Source organism: Thermodesulfobacteriota bacterium, from assembly GCA_034189135.1.
In the GTDB taxonomy this organism is placed as follows: domain Bacteria; phylum Desulfobacterota; class Desulfobacteria; order Desulfobacterales; family JAUWMJ01; genus JAUWMJ01.
The window spans coordinates 1-8,188 of record JAXHVO010000016.1 but is presented as its reverse complement, the minus strand read 5'-3'; the positions used below and the strand labels follow the sequence as shown (position 1 = coordinate 8,188).

Annotated in this window: 5 protein-coding genes; 4 read left to right on the top strand and 1 reads right to left on the bottom strand. The window is 44.5% G+C overall.

Annotated elements, in window-relative coordinates; translation table 11 throughout:
• The first annotated feature begins 363 nt into the window (after positions 1 to 363).
• Both SWH54_02015 and SWH54_02010 read left to right on the top strand, forming a co-directional pair.
• Positions 364 to 1,317 (top strand): EamA family transporter, encoded by a 954-nt coding sequence (locus tag SWH54_02015; protein ID MDY6790021.1) that lies wholly within the window; start codon positions 364 to 366, stop codon positions 1,315 to 1,317.
• Positions 1,318 to 1,471: 154 nt separating this feature from the next.
• A complete protein-coding gene (locus SWH54_02010) occupies positions 1,472 to 1,942 on the top strand; it encodes a PilZ domain-containing protein (GenBank protein MDY6790020.1) in 471 nt (156 codons plus the stop codon).
• Between the two features lie 90 nt (positions 1,943 to 2,032).
• Here the strand turns inward: SWH54_02010 and SWH54_02005 are convergent, their stop codons facing one another.
• Positions 2,033 to 6,115, bottom strand: a complete 4,083-nt coding sequence (locus tag SWH54_02005) for a hypothetical protein (protein MDY6790019.1) — start codon at positions 6,113 to 6,115, stop codon at positions 2,033 to 2,035.
• Positions 6,116 to 6,505: 390 nt separating this feature from the next.
• Between SWH54_02005 and SWH54_02000 the strand changes: the two genes are divergently transcribed.
• Both SWH54_02000 and SWH54_01995 read left to right on the top strand, forming a co-directional pair.
• Complete coding sequence (locus tag SWH54_02000) at positions 6,506 to 7,429, top strand: DMT family transporter (GenBank protein ID MDY6790018.1); 924 nt, start codon at positions 6,506 to 6,508, stop codon at positions 7,427 to 7,429.
• Positions 7,430 to 7,645: 216 nt separating this feature from the next.
• Entirely contained in the window at positions 7,646 to 7,954 is a 309-nt protein-coding gene (locus tag SWH54_01995; protein ID MDY6790017.1) for a hypothetical protein, read from the top strand.
• Positions 7,955 to 8,188 lie beyond the last annotated feature (234 nt).

The window sequence follows — 8,188 nt, the reverse complement described above, 5'->3', positions numbered from 1 at the left end:
ATAACTGTTTTTGAACAAAGGCTTATTTCACAGGCCATTACGCCAATTGATTACAAAAATAAAATTACTAGTGGCCATATCCAGCTGAATTTATTCGATTCTTAACCGGACACTAATGATCTTTTTTCTTAAATATATTCTGAAATATGGAATTGCGGTATATGTGGGTGTAGGAAAAATCGTTTAGGTCAAGAAACGTTTTTTAACAACCACTATAAAAACGCTGATAAAATCTTTAGAAAACAAACACTTTCCGCCTCAGGCGGATTGACCCTTGGAATCCCTGGACCCTCTTCTCCAACTAATTTGGAGAAGAACCAATACTTTTTACCAGCTCATTCAAATTATCAACCCGGTTTTAAATTGAATACATCTATTAAAACTCCAAGCATGGGATATGTTTATGTAATCTTTGCGGCTCTGTTATGGGCCATATCAGGATCTTCAGCAAAGTTTTTGTTTCACAGCGGGATTACCCTTTTTCAACTGGTACAGCTTCGTATAACGATTGCCGCAGCCGGATTATTTTTATACCTTTTGCTATGGAAGCCTTCTCTGATTAGAGTCAAGCCCAGAGATATATTTTATTTTGCAATTTTAGGGCTTTTCGGTATGAGCGGTGTTCAATTTACATACCTTTTTGCCATCAGTAAAATCAATGTTGCGGCAGCAATTTTACTTCAATATATGGCACCGTCATTTATTGCCATTTACGCAGTGGTTTTTGCCCGTGACAAATTGAGCCTGCAGACCGTCATGGCTCTGGTAGGGGCAACCTTCGGTTGCTACCTGATGGTAGGAGGGTATAACTTTGATGTTCTTGCAATGAACATTGCCGGTATCGTTAGCGGGCTTTTATCGGCCATCTGTTTCGCCTGGTACTCCATTCACAGCGAGTACGGAATGCGGAATTATAGCCCCTGGACTATCCTCTTTTATGCCATGTTATTTGCGGCGCTGATGTGGAATATTTTACACCAGCCGTTGGAGGCTTTTTTTCATCCATACAATGTTGTACAATGGGGATGGATTATATATATAGGTATTTTGGGCACCCTGGTGCCTTTTGGCCTTTATCTGGAGGGAGTAAACCTGATAAGGGCGACACGTGCAAGCATTGCTGCCACACTCGAACCGATTACTGCAGGTGTGATATCCTTTATATTTTTAAATGAAATACTGGAACTTTGGCAGGTGATGGGTGGAGGGTTGGTAATCGCATCAATAATAATTCTGCAGCTAAAACAGGAATATGATGAAAAAGCACCTGCCCTGATACGTTCTAAAAGCAGATCGAAAAGTACCGTCGGTAAATAATATTTTGGGTCACGATTGAAACCGCATAAACATCGGAGGCCACTCAGCCATACAAGAAAATGCCATTTTCTGCCTTGAAGGTGACTCTAATTCGGAGTGCAAAACTTGCGTGAGTAAAAAAATATCCAATAAAACTCGAAAGGATAGGGTAGCAATGACCTCTACCAATAAAAACCACAAAGGCCCTGCTGTTAAATCAAAATTAGTAGCACTCATCAACCATCTGTCTGAAGAAATGCAGATAAAGCTGTTGAGATATCTGGAGAAAAAACTCAATATAAAAGTAGGTAACGATCTAACGATTGAAAAAAGGGGAAACCACAGGAGAACCTGCTTAATTTCCGTAGCTTATATTATCGGAAAGGAAACGTTCAGCGGTTACATTCTCGATATCAGTGCATTCGGCGCATTTATTGAAACCAATGTCATTTTCCCTGCCGGAGAAAAATTATCAATGAGTTTTTCATTGCCAAACCATCACAAGCCTTTCAAATTTAACGGACAAATAGTCTGGAGCGGGTCTCAGGGGATCGGGGTAAAATTTAATACTTTATCTTCCAGTCAGAAAGAGATTCTAAAGATTTTTACTGAGCAATCCGAAGAGATATTTGAAATCATCAGCTAGGATCCATTTAACTTTCGTTCAACTAGAAAAACCCCCTCCTTACCCGTTTGAAGGCTAAATTCTTCAAATTTTGCTGTTGCAAAAACCTTATCAAGATGGCTCCGCAGTGTCTGGGGAATCTGGAATTTCGGGCGGTTGGCCACCATCCTTTCTGCGGCGAATCATTACCTTTTTCCATAATCCTCCTTTGCTGAAGCATTGCCAGCCCCAACGGAGCCATTTCAACAGGGAATGGGCCAGCCACAACGCCCACAACAGCATGAGGATACGGAAAACAAACAGCGGCAGAGACAACACCTGCGGTTGAGGCGTGGTTCCCTCAATTCTGTCCTGGGTCCAGTGGAGCCAGAAATCGGATGAACCATTCCCTGCGATTTGCATGTTCGGGATGCCAAGGAGGCCTTTTTGAATCGATAGGTAAAGACCGATCAGGGCGGCAACTGTCCAGGCAACAAGAATGAGCTGGGTGGCGTTAAAAGAAAACCAGCTTTTACCAAACGGATGATTTTGGCGCAGGCCGAGAGCCAGAAGCCAGCCGACAATCATGATAGCGGCCAAAGGATGTACCTGGGTCAATCCCACTCCAAGCAGAAGCCATTGGTGGGTCTTGATCGGCGTAAATGTTACTTTCCCTAGGCCAAAGGCTGCCAGAATAATAACCGCAACATAACTCCAAAACAATACCGCAGGGCCAAGACGGGGTCCGGTGGTCATTAAAATCCAGCGATTCCTCGGCATTTGAAAGATCACTTCAGCATTTACCGCATCTTTGCCTATTTTAACGACGGGTGCTCTCGTCCACAGAGAAGAATTCGTACTCTGGTGCCATTGAAGATTGACAGACTGCTTTCCAGGTTTTATGGGGATAATCACCTCATGTTTTTGCTTTTTTATCGGTTGAATCTTCCCGGACATTTTAACCTGCTGCAACTTTGCATCTTCCGGAAGGGTTAATTTATGCTGTCCGCCCTCGCTGCTTCGAATTTTCAATAAAAAAGCCGCTTTGTCAAATCTCTTGCCCGGTGTAAATGTCAGCCTGGTTTCATCAATGGTCATCGTTTGTCCGACAATCGCTTTTGGCCGAGATATATTAATAGTCACCTGTTCACCGGGCCAGGGTTGCCACTGTGGCCGCCATAAACCCGATTGGTCTTGGTGAAAGATGATCGGAATGCCAGAGTGTTCACAGTGCCAGATTGGACTGGCATCAAGCACCCAGGTCTCTGTCCATGGAACAGATTTCGGAGCCTGCAGAAAAACAGCCTTACTTTGTTTTAAAGAAGAAATCCACATGGCCTCTTTCATCTTGGGTCCCAGATGTACCAGCGCATTCCCCTTTTCAACACGAATTCCAGCTGTTGTCACCGATTCACCTGTAATCAAAGGCACCGAGACCACCACAGGTTTTCCGGTAGGTGTCATCCTGCTCACTGTGGTCCTGATCTGCCAGTTAAGACCTAAAGATAAAACCCGTTTAATATGTAAAAACGGTTCAAGGGTCATTGCAGCGTCTGTCTGCTGTTTGGATCGCTTTTTCTCCTGTCGGGTAAATTTAATACTTTCATCCAGTACGCCATTGTTGTCCACTCCCTGAACGTCCCAGTCTTTACTTTGAATCATTCCCAGGTGGGGTTTTAAAGGAAGAAGAATTTGAAAACTGTTTTCAGGTGGCGTGTTTCCGGTTATAGTAATGGTGTGGATTCCTTTTGGAGCCATAATCCACAGCAATCCTTCCTTATCCCTTGCCAGGCCATGGGCGGGGACAGAATCGAGGAGCACCTGTTTGGGCTGCCACGACGCTGCAGAAACTCCTGGCAGGGGAACAGCCGTTTTTACTGCTGCATGAACAGAAAAAAGAATTTGCAGGCGGTTACTTTTTAGCACGATCTCAATTTTCGGACTAGTGGCACATTCCGGCAAACAGTCCGGCTTTTCCAGAAGCCTTTCTTTAAGTTGCTGCAAAAGTTCATGGGAGGGATAGCCATCACTTTTTGTTTCTCCTGCCGATATCCCTGGAAACAGCAGCACACACAGTATGACTGCCCAAGAAGTAAAACTGCCGGCTTTTATTTTCCATTGCTTGAAATTGATCAAGCCGAAGATTAATAATGCCAGGAACAGGACTCGAACAAGGCCAAGAATAAGATTGGCTACAGGTGGCAGCAGCCATAATCGAACCTGTTGATCTTTGTTTACCGGGCCGTTCCATCTCATGGCAAAGGAACGCCACTTCCAACTCGGCAATCCCGGGCCTGTTTGAATCAGTGCGTTTGGATCCTGGATAAAAACCGCCTGCTTCTTTCTGTAGTCAAGTTTCTGCTGCACGGCACCTGAGGAGGCATAAGGCCTTTTTGCCAGAACCGCCTTTCTTTTTTTAGGAGCCACAGCTTTTTCCCTGACTCTATCGGCCTGCAAAGTTGAATCAATACTTCTTTGAGTTGTAAACCACCTGCTGGTTCCATGCGTCTCCAGTTGCGGATAAATGCCCCAGCGGACTTGCTGGACCATGAATGGAATGGCTATCACCAGCAGGGTGACCATCGATGCCATGCGCCATACAACGGCCATCCTTTTTACCCATCCATCAGGTAAGAATTTTACAAGAGCCGATGCGGCCAGTAAATGCAGCCATACAATACGGGGTGAACCTGGTTCATGATAAGTAATAGCGAGGGTGACAAGGGCCAGCAGACCCCAACGCCAGTTCCAAAGCTTTAGTATGGTTAAGGATATGATCAAAGCCAGAAAAAGGTCAAGCAAGGTCCAACGCTGAAACCAGGTTCCGGGCATCACATCCACACCGCCTGCTGTAAGCAGCCGCCAGCCAGGTGGCAGGTTTAAGGAACCCGAGACCGACTGAAAATCGTGATCCCATCCCACTGCCGGAATGCGACCTGTTGAAGTTTCATATCTGGATTCTGCTACAAGATCGAGTTTTCCCCGGCGAAGTTCCACCCCCGGTTTTTGGTCTTTACCCTGGCCGGTGATGAGTTGATCCGTTCCATCCACAGACACCCGGCCGAGAATTCCGGGTAGATTCATGGCAAGATACCACTGTCGGCTCATGGTTCCATGAATCCGATCCTGGATGGTGAAACCTTCGCCATTAAAATCGAGCCACCAGTTTCTTTTTAAATGGATCTGATCAGGTGCAGGATCAGGGTCTCCCCGGCGAATTTCTTTAAATGCCATCACGTTGCCGGAATTAATAATGAATGCCGGAAATTTTTTCCATTTAGAAGGCAGGTCTGCCTGGTTGGGGTCCACCGATTGAACCCCTTCGGTTTTTACCATGCGCAGGTGATTTTGCGACTTAAAAGCCCATATTTCCTGTCCGTAGGCCAATTTTTCAGGCCTAATTCTGTGAACAGGATTTTTTGACCGTGAGAAAATTTTAATTTCCCACCGGCCGGGACGCGCCTGGATCATCAACTCACCTTTTATTCCGATCCTGGCCGGAAGGGGGCTGTTAATCCTCAGGGGAATAAAATCTTTTAATAGAATTTTCTCAAGCTTGACCTTGCGGGCCTGACCGGAAACATTCATTTTCAGATGAGTGGTCACTCTCATGGGAATGGTGTCATTTATTAGTCGATAAATACGCACTTCCGTTTGTTGCTCTTTGGTTTGAATCCCTTTTCGTTTTTGCAACCATAAACGTCCACGGGTATCTAATAAGGGGTAATCTACAGTTTTGCGGTTTATTGAGAGGGTAACCAGACCACTTGCTTCTGGAATACGGATCATTTCCGGCATTTCATCCCATGCGAATATGCCCTCCATTAAGTGCTGCCCGACAGTCATATAAGCACAGGGGATGCCCCCTTTCTCCACCACTGTGGCCGCTTTCCCGTCAATCTTGACATTTTGAGGCCATATTTTTTGGCTGCCCGGCAATGGGACCCAATCCTTTGTAAATACCAGCCACTGCTGGGAAAATCGGCCTCCGTCGGCATCAAGCTCCAGATTCAGGCGCGACGGCCAGAGGCATTTGGTTTCTTCCCCGTTATTATAAGCGACAGGACAAAATCGATCCTCCTGTCCATGAAGAACCCAGGCCTTCCATGGTTCAAGCGACGGCGGTATCGTATTTAAATCTAAAGGAGGTGCAGCCAGCACAGCCACATTGATTAGGAGAATTGCCAACATACAAACAAGGGTTTTTACTTTCATGGCCTGTTTTCCTTTTTTGCGGTTCAATGCCTATCCCCAAATTGCGAAATAGGTTGATATCTGGCTTTTCATAACATACTCTGGTTGGGGATGAAAGCGGAACTCCCTCCAGTGATCTGTGATTGTCTGGCTTTCGCACCCTTAATTTTGCCACCTTCCAGATGGTCAGGGGCAAACCAAACATTTTGCCGCACCATCATTTGTACCACATTGTCAGTCATCCATGCTGATCGAGTTGGATAAATTGGAAAATTTTGCACTCAGTCAGACTGTTGGCCGGTAAGTGCCTATGTTCGGCTAATTTCTCAATAATTCTTGACATTATAGCCTTTTCGTTCTTATTTTTATATTCTTGCAGCTCATTTTGATGAATCCTTGATAGGTTATAAAATGCCCTATCTTTTGCTCACATTGACGGTGCTTTTTTGGTCGGGAAATTTTATCCTCGGAAGGGGGGTCCATGAGGTAATTCCCCCGATCGCCATGTCCTTCTGGCGATGGACCATTGCTTTGCTCATCATCCTGCCCTTTGCCGTAAAGCCCCTTAAAAGACAGTGGGATTTAATCCGAAGACACTGGAAAATCATGACGCTTCTGGCTATTTTTTCCGTCACCATTTTCAACTCATTCATCTATTTGGCCCTGCACTCCACCCTGGCAGTCAATGCAATTATCATAAACGCCATGACGCCGATATTTATTGTTTTATTTTCCCGGATCGGATTCAAAGACAGGATCACCCTTCTGCAGACATTCGGCGTAATCATTTCATTTATCGGCTTATTGTGGATCATTTCGCATGGCAATCTTAACAATCTGATACCGATTCAATTTGTTCGGGGAGATTTGTGGACCTTATCCGCTGCCATGAGCTGGGCGATGTATACCATTTTACTTAGAAAAAGACCGCAAAAGATGAGTCCGGTCTGCTTTCTGGCTTCGATTATAATCATCGGGTTGTTCTTTCTATTTCCATTCTATGTCTGGGAAATTCATACCGGTGCCACCATCAGACTGACAGCGACCAGCGTCATCAGTGTTCTTTTTGTAGGGGTTTTTCCATCTGTACTGGCCTATCTGTTCTGGAACAAAGCGGTGGAAATAATCGGTGCAAGCAAGGCCGGGATCTTTATACACCTGATGCCGGTTTTTGGTGCTATTTTAGCGTACATATTTTTAGGTGAACGTCTGCGCCTTTTCCACATTGCAGGTATCTGTTTGATATTTTTCGGCATCTATTTAACCACCATTTACAAAACAAAAATACAGGCCATCCGAAGAACATCACCCAAACATCTGCCCAAGGACTGGTAAAACAATAATAAGGAATCAGTTATAAGTATTTATGATCTTAAAAAATATCGATAATATAAATATAATAATTTTCCCTGCTTTACGGTCCCACCGTCAATTCTTATAAACGGTACTACGCTGAATCTTTTGCACCCGCAAATATCGCATGGAGTTATGACAGTCGTCACAGGAGTTCGTACTGTGGGTTCAAAACAGGGTTGCTGATCTGATAACAGGATTCCAGGAGCGGATATCAACCCATACCTGACGTTTGCCGGAATTCTTGCATCCGGAATGTACGGTATGAAAAACAGAATTGAACCCCCTGAGGAATTTTCCGTAAATGCATATGTTGCGGATGGCCTGCCACAATGCCCGTTGTCTCTTTCAGAGGCCACGGCTCTATTTGATCATTCTGTGGCAGCAAGATCCCTTTTCGGAGACCGGGTGGTTTATTATCTGGTGCAGTGTGCTTTTTTAGAGAATAAAGAAAACGAAAAAGCCGTCACTGACTGGGAACTTTTCCGTTATTTTGAACAGATTTAAAAACATTAGTGTCCGGTTAAGAATCGAATAAATTCAGCTGGATATGGCCACTAGTAATTTTATTTTTGTAATCAATTGGCGTAATGGCCTGTGAAATAAGCCTTTGTTCAAAAACAGTTATACCCCAATTGAGCGAAAACTTATGCTGCTTTTTTAAATTCATTTTCGTTTAGAGTAGTACAAATGTTACGATAAAGTAATTCAGTTTCATTGTTCTTTGTCAATTCGATGACT